Annotated in this window: 15 protein-coding genes and 1 tRNA gene; 8 read left to right on the plus strand and 8 right to left on the minus strand. The window is 61.0% G+C overall.

All coding sequences use genetic code 11. From position 1 onward, the window contains the following. Positions 1-63: 63 nt before the first annotated feature. On the plus strand, positions 64-1,311 hold the full coding sequence (locus G7A66_RS13265; protein WP_174296152.1) for an RsmB/NOP family class I SAM-dependent RNA methyltransferase: 1,248 nt from the start codon (positions 64-66) through the stop codon (positions 1,309-1,311). Positions 1,312-1,326: 15 nt separating this feature from the next. Here the strand turns inward: G7A66_RS13265 and G7A66_RS13270 are convergent, their stop codons facing one another. The 3 genes from G7A66_RS13270 to msrA form a co-directional block, all read right to left on the minus strand. Next, positions 1,327-1,707, minus strand: a complete 381-nt coding sequence (locus G7A66_RS13270) for a response regulator (RefSeq protein ID WP_174296153.1) — start codon at positions 1,705-1,707, stop codon at positions 1,327-1,329. Continuing rightward, positions 1,704-2,798: a PAS domain-containing protein gene (locus G7A66_RS13275; RefSeq protein ID WP_232366898.1), complete on the minus strand. Its 1,095-nt coding sequence runs from the start codon at positions 2,796-2,798 to the stop codon at positions 1,704-1,706. The genes G7A66_RS13270 and G7A66_RS13275 overlap by 4 nt, the downstream gene beginning before the upstream one ends. A gap of 233 nt (positions 2,799-3,031) precedes the next feature. After that, positions 3,032-3,571 carry a peptide-methionine (S)-S-oxide reductase MsrA gene (msrA, locus tag G7A66_RS13280; RefSeq protein ID WP_174296154.1) on the minus strand — a complete coding sequence of 180 codons (540 nt, stop codon included), beginning with the start codon at positions 3,569-3,571 and terminating at the stop codon, positions 3,032-3,034. Between the two features lie 108 nt (positions 3,572-3,679). Between msrA and G7A66_RS13285 the strand changes: the two genes are divergently transcribed. From G7A66_RS13285 to G7A66_RS13305, 5 genes are all read left to right on the plus strand, one after another. Beyond that, entirely contained in the window at positions 3,680-4,525 is an 846-nt protein-coding gene (locus G7A66_RS13285; protein ID WP_174296155.1) for a class I SAM-dependent methyltransferase, read from the plus strand. Between the two features lie 9 nt (positions 4,526-4,534). After that, positions 4,535-5,398, plus strand: a complete 864-nt coding sequence (gene aguB, locus G7A66_RS13290) for an N-carbamoylputrescine amidase (protein WP_174296156.1) — start codon at positions 4,535-4,537, stop codon at positions 5,396-5,398. Between the two features lie 64 nt (positions 5,399-5,462). Further along, entirely contained in the window at positions 5,463-5,981 is a 519-nt protein-coding gene (folK, locus tag G7A66_RS13295; protein ID WP_232366912.1) for a 2-amino-4-hydroxy-6-hydroxymethyldihydropteridine diphosphokinase, read from the plus strand. Next, a tRNA-Lys gene (locus G7A66_RS13300) sits at positions 5,944-6,019 on the plus strand. Before folK ends, G7A66_RS13300 begins: the two co-directional genes overlap by 38 nt. Before the next feature lie 167 nt (positions 6,020-6,186). After that, positions 6,187-6,669 (plus strand): hypothetical protein, encoded by a 483-nt coding sequence (locus tag G7A66_RS13305; RefSeq protein WP_174296157.1) that lies wholly within the window; start codon positions 6,187-6,189, stop codon positions 6,667-6,669. Positions 6,670-6,750: 81 nt separating this feature from the next. On the opposite strand, the gene G7A66_RS13310 is transcribed toward G7A66_RS13305, so the two are convergent. Both G7A66_RS13310 and G7A66_RS13315 read right to left on the minus strand, forming a co-directional pair. After that, entirely contained in the window at positions 6,751-6,927 is a 177-nt protein-coding gene (locus tag G7A66_RS13310; RefSeq protein WP_206675227.1) for a hypothetical protein, read from the minus strand. 88 nt (positions 6,928-7,015) lie between these two features. After that, positions 7,016-8,182, minus strand: a complete 1,167-nt coding sequence (locus tag G7A66_RS13315) for a phage major capsid protein (RefSeq protein WP_174296159.1) — start codon at positions 8,180-8,182, stop codon at positions 7,016-7,018. Between the two features lie 98 nt (positions 8,183-8,280). Here G7A66_RS13315 and G7A66_RS13320 point away from each other — a divergent pair, with 98 nt between their 5' ends. After that, positions 8,281-8,796 (plus strand): hypothetical protein, encoded by a 516-nt coding sequence (locus G7A66_RS13320; RefSeq protein ID WP_174296160.1) that lies wholly within the window; start codon positions 8,281-8,283, stop codon positions 8,794-8,796. After that, positions 8,789-9,850 carry a hypothetical protein gene (locus G7A66_RS13325; protein WP_174296161.1) on the plus strand — a complete coding sequence of 354 codons (1,062 nt, stop codon included), beginning with the start codon at positions 8,789-8,791 and terminating at the stop codon, positions 9,848-9,850. Before G7A66_RS13320 ends, G7A66_RS13325 begins: the two co-directional genes overlap by 8 nt. A 30-nt stretch (positions 9,851-9,880) precedes the next feature. Here the strand turns inward: G7A66_RS13325 and G7A66_RS13330 are convergent, their stop codons facing one another. From G7A66_RS13330 to G7A66_RS13340, 3 genes are read right to left on the minus strand one after another with little or no spacing between them, the layout of a single operon-like run. Next, entirely contained in the window at positions 9,881-10,261 is a 381-nt protein-coding gene (locus G7A66_RS13330) for a hypothetical protein (RefSeq protein WP_174296162.1), read from the minus strand. 38 nt (positions 10,262-10,299) lie between these two features. Further along, entirely contained in the window at positions 10,300-10,548 is a 249-nt protein-coding gene (locus G7A66_RS13335) for a hypothetical protein (RefSeq protein ID WP_174296163.1), read from the minus strand. An 18-nt stretch (positions 10,549-10,566) separates the two neighbouring features. Continuing rightward, positions 10,567-11,208, minus strand: coding sequence for a hypothetical protein (locus tag G7A66_RS13340; RefSeq protein WP_174296164.1), 642 nt, complete (start codon positions 11,206-11,208; stop codon positions 10,567-10,569). Positions 11,209-11,226: the final 18 nt, after the last annotated feature.

Below are 11,226 nucleotides of genomic sequence, written 5' to 3' on the forward strand. Positions count from 1 at the left end.
CCCGATTTGCAAATGCGTGTTTTCGCATCGACGCTTGCCCGCGATGGTTCTAAGGACGGGCGCATGGTCGATATTTCAGGATTACCCGCCCGCCGCGCTGCCATGCGGATGCTCGATGCCGTGCTGCGCCGGGGCGAAACCCTGGACCTTGCCGAGCGCGCAGCGACCAAGGGCATCCACTCCTTCGCCGACCGCGCGCTGGCCCGTGCCATCGCCAGCGAGGTGCTGCGCTGGCTGGTAGATCTCGATGCGATGATCGACAGCGCGACACAGCGCAATCTGCCCGAAGATGCGAAGCCCCGCGTGGCGCTGCGGATCATGCTGGCACAATGGCTGCGCCTCGACACGCCGCCCCATGCGGTGATTGCGACGGGTCTGCCGCTGCTGACCGGCGGGCCGCGTCGTCTGGCGCATGGGGTGTTCTCCACGCTGGTGAAGCGCGGCAGTTTCCTGCCCGAAGCGCCGACGCTGCCCGCCAATGTGGCGGCACGCTGGGGCGAGCGGAGCGCCGCCATCGCCGCCGGCCTCGCCATCCCGCCGCCGCTCGATCTTTCGCTTCGGGACATTGGCGAAACCGAGCACTGGGCTAATGAACTCGGCGGTACCAGCCTTGCGCCCGGCCATGTTCGCCTGCCGCGCGGCGTACCCGTCGAACAGCTGCCCGGTTTCGAAAAGGGCGCATGGTGGGTGCAGGACCTGGCTGCCAGCCTGCCGGTGCGGCTGCTCGGGCCGGGCAAGGGCGCAAACGGCGAAGCGAAGCGCGTGCTGGATCTCTGCGCCGCGCCGGGCGGCAAGAGCCTGCAACTCGCCGCCGCCGGATGGTCCGTCACCGCGCTCGACAGCAGCGAGAAGCGTCTGGAATTGCTGCGCGGTAATCTTCAGCGCACTGGCCTGACGGCGGAGATCATCACCGGCAACGCCATGGCGTGGGAACCGGCCAAGCAGTTCAATGCCATCCTGCTGGACGCGCCATGCAGTGCGACCGGAACTTGCCGCCGTCACCCCGATGTCATCCACCGCATCGGAGAACGGCAGATTGCCGAACTCGCCGAATTGCAGGCAGGGCTGCTGGCAAGGGCGACCGAATGGCTGCCCGCAGGCGGCACGCTCGTCTACGCGGTTTGCTCGCTGGAGCGTGAGGAGGGCGAGGCGCAGGCGAAGAAGGTCGAACTGGCCCCGGTCCCGATCACACAGGACGAACTGCCTGAAGGCCTTGCACCCACGCCGGAAGGTTACCTGCGCACGGACCCCGGCATGTTGGCGGATGCAGGCGGGCTGGACGGTTTCTTCATCGCCCGCTGGCGGCGCTGAATACCGATCTCACCGTCAGGCGGCGGGCTTGTCGATCAGATCGAGCAACTGGGCCGCGACATCATTGGCGCAAGCCGGTTTCGAGATCACCGGAGCATCGATCCGGCGCAGGAATTCGCCGACCCGGTCGAGGTCGCCAGTGTGCAGGATGAACGGCAACCCGCGTTCTTCCAGCTCCGCCGCAATCGGTTCGCAGGTCGCGCCTGCGCCGAGGTTCACGTCGAGCAGCGCGGCGTCGATCTGTTCGTCGGCGAGATATTGCCGCGCCTCGGCGCATGTCGCCGCGATCAGGGCGCGGACAGAAACGTCCTCGAAAGCAAAGCCCAGATCCATGGCGATGAAGGGCTCATCCTCGAGCACGAGTACGCAGGTCATGGCGGGGTCGGTCTTCATCATGCGGATAGCGGCAAAGTCATCGTCGCGCGCAGCCCGTCAGGCTCCCACGCCCGTTCCAGCCTGCCCCGCGAATAGGACAGCAAGGTGTCCGCGATGCTGAGGCCCGTGCCCGAACATTCGGGATTCTCAGGCGGCTTCGGACCGCCCGTTTCCTTCCAGTCGATGTTCAGAATGCGTTGCCCCTCCGCATCATGGTCCTGTTTCCAGGCAATGAATACCTCGCCTTGCGGCACCGACAACGCACCATATTTCAGCGCATTGGTCGCCAGTTCATGGAGGGTGAGGCCGATGGTGGAGACAGCGTTGGGTTCCGAACGGACCTCGCCGCCCTCCAGAGTGATGCGGTCACCTGCCGGATCGTAGGGTTTCAGCACGCTGCGAATGGCCTGACCGATCTCGATCGTGCCCATGAAAGCGTCGTCGAGCGTCGGCTCATAGGCGCGGCCAAGCGCCTGGATGCGCGAATTGATGCTCTGCGCCGCCTCGCGCACATTCAGCGACCGTCCGGTAATGTTCACGATGCCGCCGATCACGGCGAAGACGTTCTTCAGTCGGTGCGACACCTCGCGCGCCATCGCCTTGGCGTGGCGTTCCTCCGACCGGGCGAGGTGAATGTCGGTCACATCCCACTGGCTGCCGAAAAAATAGCGCAGATTGCCTTCGTCATCATAGATGGGGCCAAGGTGCAGCGCGTTCCAGAAAGTCGAACCGTCCTTGCGGTAATTCAACATCTCGACCACCGCGACTTCTTCCGCCGCGATCGCGTTGCGAATGCGCTGGACCTGCTCCGGGTCGGTACGCGGACCCTGCAGGAACCGGCAGTTGCGCCCGACGATATCCGCCGCGTCATAGCCGGTCAGGCGTTCGAAGGCCTGATTGCAGAAGACGATAGGATCGTCCTCCTGGCGCGGATCGGAAAGGCAGACCGCCATGCGGGTCTGCGCCATGGCCTGTTCGAACAGTAGGCCGCTTGCTCCGGAAAACCGCTTCCTGGCGGATTTCTGGAAGCTCTCGGACAGCTCGTTGCTTTCGCGAAGATAGGCCTGATTGGAACTTTCCAGGCCCTCGTCGTCGCGCATGTCATGGCTCATCTGAGAATCGACATCCCAATCCAAATTAGAATTGCTGAACGTCTATTTCGCTGAAGAGTGCCCGTCGCAAGGTAAAAATCGGTGAGTTTCTGCGGCAGAGCGGCGCATCGGCGCACAATTTCCGGCAGCTAGCCGAGCAGTCGGACCAGCAAGTGAGACAACAAGGCGCCGGAATCGCTTGAGAATTCCGGCGCCTCGGTCATCTTGCGTTCAAGGCCAAGGGCTTGAAGCGATCAGGCTTCGGCCCGGACCTTGTTCTGGAAGCTCTTGCGCAGTTTCATCAATTTCGGCGGGATCGTGGCGAGGCAATAGGGGTTCGCCTTGCCTTCGCCGTCCCAGTAATCCTGGTGGTAATCCTCGGCGGGATACCAGTTGGTCGGTTCCTCGATCGTGGTCACGACCTTGCCGTCATGCGCTTCATTGGCGCGGGCGATGGCGGCTTCGGCTTCAGCGCGCTGATCCGCATCAAGAGGGAAGATGGCGGACCGGTATTGCGTGCCCACATCGTTGCCCTGCCGGTTCAGCTGCGTCGGGTCATGGGTGCCAAGGAACACGTCGAGGATTTCAGCCAGCGAGATCGTATCGGTGTCGAAGGTGACGCGGATCGCCTCGGCATGGCCGGTCGTGCCGCTGCAGACCTGCTTGTAGGTCGGGTCCGCCGTGTCGCCGCCGATATAGCCGCTTTCCACTTCGCTAACGCCGATCACATCCTTGAAGACGGCTTCCGTGCACCAGAAGCACCCGCCGGCGATGATGGCCTGTTCTTTTGCCATGTTCTTCATTCTCCTGTTCTTCGCAGGCCGAGATAGGAAGCCCATCGCCGCTTGTCATGGGCTGGCAGCGCCCTAATGTAGCGCACACGACAGAACAGGGAGATTTCGATGCGTCATATTCTCGCACTCGCCGCAAGCACCGGGCTGGCACTCGCAATGGCCGCACCGGCCCATGCCGATCACCACATGGCTTCCGCCACGATCTCGGCGGAAAACCATCAGGCGATGCAGGCGGCGCTGGCCGATGCGCGCCGCGCCGACGACCGGGCGCGCGATACCTTCCGCAACCCGGGCGAGACGCTCGCCTTCTTCGGTGTCGAACCCGGCATGACCGTGGTCGATTACATGCCTGCAGGCGGCTGGTACACGCGGGTGCTGGTGCCCTACCTGGGTGCCAACGGCCGCTACATCGGCCTCACCCCCGATCCCGCCGCAGCGGACAACGAACGCTTCGGCAACTACTTCGCGGGCCTGCCGAAGGATTACACCGATAATGTCGGCAAATGGAACCTGACCGGCGCGCCCAACATGGTGGCCGCCACGGGTGCGGCTGAGCTGGAGCCGTATCAGGGCGAAGTCGACCGGGTTCTGATCTTTCGCGAAATGCACAATCTGTATCGTTCGGGGGTGCTGCATTCGGAACTGACGCGGATCCGCAACCTGCTGGCCGATGACGGCATGCTGGGCATTGTGCAGCACCGCGCCAAGCCCTGGGCAACGGGTGATTACACCTCGGGCAACAATGGTTATCTCCGCCAGCAGGACGTGATCGGGCTGATTGAAGCGCATGGCTTCCAGCTTGTCGGCACGAGCGAGGTCAACGCCAATCCGCGCGACACCGCCGATTACGAAGGCGGTGTGTGGGAGCTCCCGCCTGCCATGCGCGGCGACAACGAAGCGCGCCGTTCGGTTGGCGAAAGCGACCGCATGACGCTGCTCTTCCGCAAACGATAGGGACATTCAGTGACGCAAGTGACGGTCGCCGCGCTGCAATTGCAGCTCGGCGTTGGGGATATGCAGGACAACATCGCCGCCGTGTCGGACCTCGTGGCCGATGCGGCGGCTCGCGGTGCGCAGATCGTGTTGCCGCCCGAACTGTTCGCCGGCGGTTATTTCTGCCGGGTGGAGGACGAGGCGCTGTTCGCGCTGGCCCATCCGACCGCCGAACATCCCTCCGTCCTTGCCATGCAGAAGCTGGCGAGATCGCTGAAGGTGGCGATCCCCACCAGCTTCTTCGAACGCGACGGACACCATTACTACAACACGATGGCGATGGTCGGGGCTGATGGCGAGATCATGGGAACCTATCGCAAGAGCCACATTCCCGACGGACCGGGCTATGAGGAAAAGTACTATTTCCGCCCCGGCAATGACGGCTTCAAGGTGTGGGATGTCGCAGGCACCCGCATCGGTGTCGGCATATGCTGGGACCAATGGTACCCGGAATGCGCGCGGGTGATGGCGCTGCAAGGGGCGGAGCTGCTGTTCTATCCCACCGCCATCGGGTCCGAACCCTATGACGCCGATTTCGACACCAGCCGGCTTTGGAAGCGGGCGATGCAGGGCCATGCCGTGTCGAACTGCATGCCCGTGATCGCCGCCAACCGCATCGGGGCAGAGGGACCGGAAGGCGCGCAGCAGAGCTTCTATGGCCACAGCTTCATCACCGATGAATGGGGTGACATTGTGGAAGGATATGCGGAAGGCGAATCCGGCGCACTGGTCGCAACACTCGACCTTGCCCGCGCGGCGAAACACCGAGCCGGCATGGGCTTCTTTCGCGATCGCAGGCCACAATTATACGGCCGCATCTGCGAGGATATCTGAGCGCGGCGCGGTCTGCGGACGAGGAGGGCCGATGCAGGAATATCTCGTCGCGACTGGATCGAACATGCGCCATGCCAATCATGGCGGGCCGCGCCAGATACTGATCGCGGCCGAGGAAGCGGTGCGGAAGGCGGGCGTTCATGTCCTCGCCACGGCTCCCGTCAAGGCGAGCCGCCCGATCGGCCCATCCCGCCGCATCTACGCCAACGGCGGCTGGCATCTCGCCGCCCCTCACGATCCACCCGCCATGCTCGCCCTGCTGCAGCAAATAGAACGCAACTTCGCACGCCATCGGCGGGGGATGCGATGGCAGGCGCGAACGCTCGATCTCGATGTCGTATTGTGGAGCGGCGGCGTCTGGAGGGAACGCGGGGCCGAACCCGGTCTCATCATACCACACCCCGAATTTGCCCACCGCGCTTTTGTGACCGGCCCGTTAAGCGCCATAGCCCCGAGTTGGAAGGTTCCGGGCTCTGAACTGACGCTGCGCCAGTTGCATGCCCGCTTGACCCGAAGCCAACCGCTGCCTAGTGGAACCGGCGGTGGGGCCCTTAGCTCAGTCGGTAGAGCAACTGACTTTTAATCAGTAGGTCGCTGGTTCGAACCCAGCAGGGCTCACCACTCTCTCAACAAAATCAGGAGGTTAGACCTACCTCCTAATTTTGTGCTTCCCAGAAATCTGCTGGGGAAGCACCGGGGAAGCACCGGACGGGTTTCCCCAAGGCGAGCATTTGCTGGTGCTACTGAGCTGGAGGTGACTTGTGGGAAGCATTCGACTGGCCCCAGACATGACCGAGATTGATCATGTGCCTGTGGAGGTTCGAACCAGGGCAGGCGATATCATCCTCACATGTGCCCTGATCCAGCAGCAGCTGGCTGAACTATTTGCTCACATCGTGGGCCTGAACCCTGCAATTTTCACTTACCTGGGTCACGACCTCGACACATCGAAAATGATCACCGCCATAAAGCGCCTGGCCAAATCTGATGATTGCCCAAGTGAGGTGGACACCAAGCTGATCAGCACTCTCAATCAGTGCGCGAAGGTGCTCCAGGAGCGCAACAATGTCGCTCATGGCCCCATGGTCTATGTCAATGAGATGCTGATGCGGTTTGAGGTTAAGGGAGGCGAAAAGCCCCACAGAGTGGCCCAGGGGCTCTCCATCGCCTATTTCGACAAGACGCTAGGCGATGCAAAAGCAGCCCTCTGGGCGCTTCGCCAGCAGGTGATCCAGCTCAATAAGCGCAAGGCTCAGCAGCAGGCAAAGTAAGGGGCCAGCCAGCGCCAAGCATAGCTGGCCCCAATCAGGGCGGGACATATGGAGCCTGTGACCGCCCTGAAACTGCTTAGGTCAGCTCTTGGCCTTTGATTTTGGCTTGGGCTGAGCCTTGATTTCCTCAGCCAGCCCATTCTCAATCAAGGCCTTTCCATAGTCAGCTTCCACCGTGGGCTCATCGCCCTCCAAGAAGCTGCCATTTGCGCGGGTGATCCGAATTTTCATCTGCTCTCCATCCATGATGGGCACCATGCTCACGGCCCCAGGGACACCGCCCCTGATGAGGGCCGTGAGCCTATTCACTGGTGCGGGCCCAAGGCTGTGAATGGCCTGCCATCCATCAGCCCTCAGCTGCGCTGTAGTCACCGTAAATGAGGGCCTCAGGGCGGCGCACAGCCAGGCCCAGGCGTTCCTCAGCCAGGATGGTGACAAGGTTGCGGCGGAAATTGTCTGCATCCTCAGTGGAGAGCAGCACCACAGGCTCCATGCGATCATAGACCGTGGCAGCAGTGGCGAAGGCACCCACCAGGAATTTGCCAGCAGGCATGGAGTTGGACGGGGCCACCGGAAGGCCCCAGGCCTGCGGCTGTGCCTGGCCGAACGGTCCAGTGCCAATGTAGCGGCCCTGGCCATCCTTAAGCGTCTGCAGAGCCATCCAGTCGCCAGCATTCACGATCACGCCAGTTGCGGGCAGATCAGCCAGCTCAGCTTGGCGAATGGCCATCAGCAGCACATCAAACTTGCTAGCACCCGCAGGGGTCACTGCGGCATCATAGGCGGTGGCCTGTGGAATGAGGCCCAGGAGGTTCTGGCCAACGCCATCACCCAGCAGCAGCTGCTGCTCTTCTACCAGGGCCAGGCCATAGCGCATTTCACCATCAATGATGGTGCGCAGCTGCTCAGCATCATCCAGCACCTGGCGACTGGCCAACGTCCAGTGCGCCATGGTGCGCACAGCGGTCTGCTTAAGCTCAAAAGCGAAGGTGCTCTCAGGCTTGAGCGCGCCCTCTGCCACCATCGCCGCGCCATTGTTGCGGGCAGTCTGGCGCACATAGTCGATGGTGTTGCTGCGAGTGCGGCCTTGGCCAAGCAGGCTGCGAACGCGAAGGGTGCGCCGCGCAGTGGTGACAGGGGTAGCGCGATCAGGAGTGATGAATGAGCCACCGCCGCTGTCCACAGAGGTGATCATGGCCTGGGGGCCCAGGGGCACCGATACCTTGCCGCGCCCTGCCTGGCTGGCAAATGCGCGCACCTCATCATTGCTTGCTACCTGGCTGCCCCAGCTGGTGCCGAAAAACCCGCCATCATCGCCATTGGGGGAGCCGAGCACCTGGGCCTCAGAACGATCCAGCAACCGCTCCACCGCGCCCTCCATTGCGTTGACGCGATTATCGTAACGGGCCTGGAAACCCTGCACAGTGTCACGGAGACTGAGCAGCAGCTGATTGGGATCAGTTTCGGCGCGAACGGAGCCGCACATGGCGCGGGGGGCATTGATCAGGTTCATGGAAAACTCCCTCTGTTGAAAGAGGGCATGGACCATCGCGATTTGGGAAAAATCGGTTTACCCAAGGAAAATGACCTTAGGTCAGGGGGAGTGGGGAAATGGCACGAATACGGGCCGAGAAAGAGGCTACGCTTAGGGAGGTTCTGGCAGAGGTAAGTCTGCTGGATGTGGGGCGGTTGCTGAAAAGCACCCTACTCACCTTGGGGTGCCTGGGGATTTTCTACGCCATTATCTTTGGAGTGGGCGCGGTCGCGTCAAACGCCACTGGCTTCACGGTAAGCGATCTGGGCATCCCGGGCGGGGTGTTTTGGATTTTTGTCGCCTGGGTGTTTGTATTCGGCGCAACAAGTGACCGGAGCTTCCACGAGTGGAATGCGAGCTGGTTTTTTCCCAAGCTGGAGTGGTTCAGCTCACTGCTTTTGGCAGCCTACATTGTCGGCTTCATCTATCTCAACATCCACATCTTCAGCATGGAGCTGGGTGCAGAGCGCGCCCTAGCAGCTGTCACTTTCTGGCTGGGCTATGCGGGCCCCTTCCTGCTGTTCTTTTCCGCAATCAACATCGGCCATGCCAAGCTCCTGGAGAAGCGCGCTCAGGTCACTGCCAATGAGTGATGATGATCATGACGGACTTGGCGCGAGCGCGGAAAGCCAAGCAGGCGACGAAACCAAAGATTGGGAAGCGCACAACAAGGCGATCCAGGACGGCTATATCGAGCTCTTGGCTCCCCTTTTTCTGCCGAAAGACCCCACCAAGCCCGACATATTAGACTATTTCTGTGCGCTTCTGCGCGTGGGAGGCTGGGAGGATGGCGGCTGGGACCCCTACGGAGAGTCGCGGGTGGTCCTCAACGAAATACACGAATTGATGAAAGTAGAGCTGCCTGAAAAACATTTTCCAGACCACGAAAAGACCATCATACGGCTAGGCCTAATTTTCTATAGTCACATTGTAGAAATGGATGCCCCCTATGAGGTTATTGCCAACCTTTTGCGCTTCAAGCTGGATCTTGGATATTCACTCCAGCCGTTCTTTGATTTTTTGTCGGCCAAAGAGCAAAAACAATATCGGTACTCCGGTATTTACCCTTCTAAAAAGATCGAGATCATCAAAAAGCTTGGCCTAGAAGCTGGCTTGGACCTCGGTTCGATGTTCGACGATTTTTATGACAACGGACTGCGCAACGCCATTTCGCATTCCTCTTTCGCCATAACTGACACTGAGTTGCGATGTAGAAGCTGGAAGGTGGGAAAGTCTTTCAGCCTAACGCTACAGGAGCTTGATGAGAAAATCCTGTGCGCCAAGCTCTTCATAGGTGCTTTTTTTGCTCTTGAAGTGGAGGCCAGGCGTCAATGTGGGGAAGCGGCGGGTCGGGCCCTTGCGTATGATCCGCACTATAAGGGCATAATGGAGGTGCTGGTGAACGAAGAGGGGTTGATGGATGGCTACAAGGTCCACTGGCCGAATGGATCAGACTCCTATTATCGGAGAACACCGCAGGGTGCTAAGCTAGTTAACTGCTTACCCAGTGCGAAAAGACCAGCTGTGGAATTATTCGTGGGGCTTTACGCGCGCCAGCGAAGCCAATTTAGTCCGCTGGTCGAACAGGGGGCGGAGCCAATTTACACCCCGCTAGAAAACGGTGAGCCAACCGTATGGGCTCCCTAGTTATCGAGAAGGAATGCAGGCGCTGAAAGCTCATCCAGCCCTCAGATGCCTGTCATAGCGCCCAGCCAGGAGGGGCTCCACCTCAGCTGCAATCGCGCTCAGCTCAGCGCGGTGCTCCAGTGGGGAGAGGTGGCGGCCATGCCTGGCGCGTAGGCGCTCCACCTGGCGCTCCACGATCTCATCCAGGGTGTTGATTTCTGGATCAGTGGCCAAGGTGAGCACAGGGCTCTGGCAGGCCAGCTGCTCCAGGACTGTCAGCAGGCGATCACTCTGCAGCTCCTTCACCAGCTCAGCCACCACCTTGCTGGCCAGGGCTGAGGCCTTGCGGGTGACAGCCCAGCTGGCTGGATAGTCACCGGCAGCGGCCAGGACAGCCGCGCGCTCTGCCTGGGGCCTGGAGGGGCGCGCCATGCCCATCACAGGGCCTGCCAAAGCTGAGGGCCTGGCGATCAATGGGCCCTCCTCTGGCCAGCCATGGCATCGCGCTCCAGCACATCCAGGCCAGTGCGCAGCCATTCTATTGCGGCCACCGGCCCGCCTTTCAGCTCCATCGCCACATCCAGAGTGCTGTAGAGGCAGCCGATGGCCACATCCTCAGGGCAGATGCCGCGCTCATGGAATTTGGCAGCAGCTGAGCGGTTGATTTTCCGGCACAGCTCAATCGCGGCCATGCTCTGATCTTCATCATCATTGGTCATGATTTTTCCTCCTTTGGCTCAGTAGCCTTGTTTCCTAGTCGCACTGTCGATGGCGTTGAGAACAGCGGGCAAATCGGAGGGGGTGGCCAGCTTAAAAGCAGTATAGCCGTTGAAGGTGGACAGGGTTTTGAGCTTCGTTTCAATCTTCCCACGCACGTTGATCAGAAGCTGCTTCTTCTGAGATTGCGCTTCGATGGCCACGAAATTGTCACGGCGGTTCACAAAACGATTGTTTTGGCGCTGAAAATCGCCGGTTGGATCAAGTGCGCGAACATGCTCGATCACACCTTCTGCGGCCTGCCTCATCTCTTCTGGGAACTGCTGCACCTTCTGCAGAAGCTGCCGATCGCCAAGGCCTAGCCTCACGGCAGGAGCTTCCCCGGAGGCGGGCCCTGAAGCATTCTGGGGACCGCAATCGGCGGTCGCGCCCGCCTGACTACTGGCTTCTGCGCCGATAAGGATGGCCCGATCAGTTGACCCCAAGTTGAGCACGCGCACAGCGTTAATTGCGAAGCGCATTTCGCCCTCGCCAGCGTCAAATTCCGGCTGATCGATCATCACGATGCTATGGGCACCAATCTCTCCTGCTGGATTGCCAAGCTGGCGCACATTGGAGGGAGCAACGTCTGCCTCCCACAGCGACGGGGCCAGCTGGGTCACGTTAGATATGGTAGCACC

Origin of the sequence: Alteripontixanthobacter muriae, assembly GCF_013336795.1 — a bacterium.
Classification (GTDB): domain Bacteria; phylum Pseudomonadota; class Alphaproteobacteria; order Sphingomonadales; family Sphingomonadaceae; genus Pseudopontixanthobacter; species Pseudopontixanthobacter muriae.

Excerpts from the sequence above, each read along its gene's own strand:
- G7A66_RS13265 (WP_174296152.1), top strand. The coding sequence starts at position 64 with ATGGTCGATATTTCAGGATTACCCGCCCGCCGCGCTGCCATGCGGATG.
- G7A66_RS13270 (WP_174296153.1), bottom strand. The coding sequence starts at position 1,707 with ATGATGAAGACCGACCCCGCCATGACCTGCGTACTCGTGCTCGAGGAT.
- G7A66_RS13275 (WP_232366898.1), bottom strand. The coding sequence starts at position 2,798 with ATGAGCCATGACATGCGCGACGACGAGGGCCTGGAAAGTTCCAATCAG.
- msrA (WP_174296154.1), bottom strand. The coding sequence starts at position 3,571 with ATGGCAAAAGAACAGGCCATCATCGCCGGCGGGTGCTTCTGGTGCACG.
- G7A66_RS13285 (WP_174296155.1), top strand. The coding sequence starts at position 3,680 with ATGCGTCATATTCTCGCACTCGCCGCAAGCACCGGGCTGGCACTCGCA.
- folK (WP_232366912.1), top strand. The coding sequence starts at position 5,463 with ATGCGCCATGCCAATCATGGCGGGCCGCGCCAGATACTGATCGCGGCC.
- G7A66_RS13305 (WP_174296157.1), top strand. The coding sequence starts at position 6,187 with ATGACCGAGATTGATCATGTGCCTGTGGAGGTTCGAACCAGGGCAGGC.
- G7A66_RS13310 (WP_206675227.1), bottom strand. The coding sequence starts at position 6,927 with ATGGTGCCCATCATGGATGGAGAGCAGATGAAAATTCGGATCACCCGC.
- G7A66_RS13315 (WP_174296159.1), bottom strand. The coding sequence starts at position 8,182 with ATGAACCTGATCAATGCCCCCCGCGCCATGTGCGGCTCCGTTCGCGCC.
- G7A66_RS13320 (WP_174296160.1), top strand. The coding sequence starts at position 8,281 with ATGGCACGAATACGGGCCGAGAAAGAGGCTACGCTTAGGGAGGTTCTG.
- G7A66_RS13325 (WP_174296161.1), top strand. The coding sequence starts at position 8,789 with ATGAGTGATGATGATCATGACGGACTTGGCGCGAGCGCGGAAAGCCAA.
- G7A66_RS13330 (WP_174296162.1), bottom strand. The coding sequence starts at position 10,261 with ATGGCGCGCCCCTCCAGGCCCCAGGCAGAGCGCGCGGCTGTCCTGGCC.
- G7A66_RS13335 (WP_174296163.1), bottom strand. The coding sequence starts at position 10,548 with ATGACCAATGATGATGAAGATCAGAGCATGGCCGCGATTGAGCTGTGC.